This is a genomic window from Streptococcus sp. GMD1S, from assembly GCF_000296875.1.
Taxonomy (GTDB): domain Bacteria; phylum Bacillota; class Bacilli; order Lactobacillales; family Streptococcaceae; genus Streptococcus.
Map to the genome: position 1 here is coordinate 1 of NZ_AJQY01000382.1, position 972 is coordinate 972.

The following is a 972-nucleotide window of genomic DNA, read 5'->3' on the forward strand; positions in this document are numbered from 1 at the left end:
GCCTTGGCAAACGGTGTCACTGTCTTTGGTGGATTCTTGTTTGAAGTCATCGCAACCTTCTTGTTTGTTGTGGTTATCATGACAGTGACTTCAGAAAGCAAGGGCAATGGTGCGATTGCTGGTTTGGTGATTGGTTTGTCCTTGATGGCGATGATTCTTGTGGGATTGAACATTACTGGACTTTCAGTAAATCCAGCCCGTAGCTTGGCACCAGCTGTTTTGGTAGGTGGAGCAGCCCTTCAACAAGTATGGATTTTCATCCTTGCGCCAATCGTTGGTGGGGTTCTTGCAGCTCTTGTTGCGAAAAACTTCCTTGGAACAGAAGAATAATTGAAACTCAAAAAGCCTTGCTCCTCATTTTGAGGAACAGGGCTTTTTCGTATGAGTTTAGCGGTTGTCAACTTTCTCTGGATAAAGGTCGTGTTGGAAGAGACGTTGTTCTGCCAAGCCTTCATACTTAGTTCCAGGCTTACCGTAGTTGTAGTAGGGGTCAATTGAGATACCACCGCGAGGTGTAAATTTTCCCCAAACCTCTAAATAGCGAGGGTCTAGCAAGTTGACCAAGTCTTTCCCGATGGTGTTGATACAGTTTTCGTGGAAATCTCCGTGGTTTCGGTAGCTAAAGAGGTAGAGTTTGAGGGATTTTGACTCAACACAGAGCTTGTCAGGAATGTAGGAAATATAAATGGTCGCAAAGTCTGGTTGAGCAGTGATTGGACACAGTGAGGTAAATTCAGGACAGTTAAATTTGATGAAATAGTCATTTTCCACATGACGATTGTCAAAGGATTCGAGGACTTCTGGTTGATAGTCAAAGATGTAGTTGGTTTCTTTGTTGCCTAGTAGGCTGAGCTTTTTCATTTCTTCTTGTTGTGACATGATTTTTTCTTTCTAATCTTAAACTCCACGTTGGTTATCGTAGAGGAGGGTATGGAGTTGAGGAAGGACGCGGACATTGCCCCAGCTATCGTC

General features: G+C 43.8%; 2 protein-coding genes and 1 pseudogene. 1 reads left to right on the forward strand and 2 read right to left on the reverse strand.

Annotation, left to right across the window (positions count from 1 at the left end; all coding sequences use genetic code 11):
• The coding region (locus tag GMD1S_RS10500; RefSeq protein WP_000629499.1) for an aquaporin at positions 1-330 on the forward strand (330 nt) is incomplete at its 5' end.
• A 57-nt stretch (positions 331-387) separates the two neighbouring features.
• Here the strand turns inward: GMD1S_RS10500 and queF are convergent.
• Both queF and GMD1S_RS12190 read right to left on the reverse strand, forming a co-directional pair.
• Positions 388-879, reverse strand: coding sequence for a preQ(1) synthase (queF, locus tag GMD1S_RS10505; protein WP_000082573.1), 492 nt, complete (start codon positions 877-879; stop codon positions 388-390).
• 18 nt (positions 880-897) lie between these two features.
• Positions 898-972: pseudogene (locus GMD1S_RS12190) on the reverse strand (7-carboxy-7-deazaguanine synthase QueE); the annotation flags it as partial.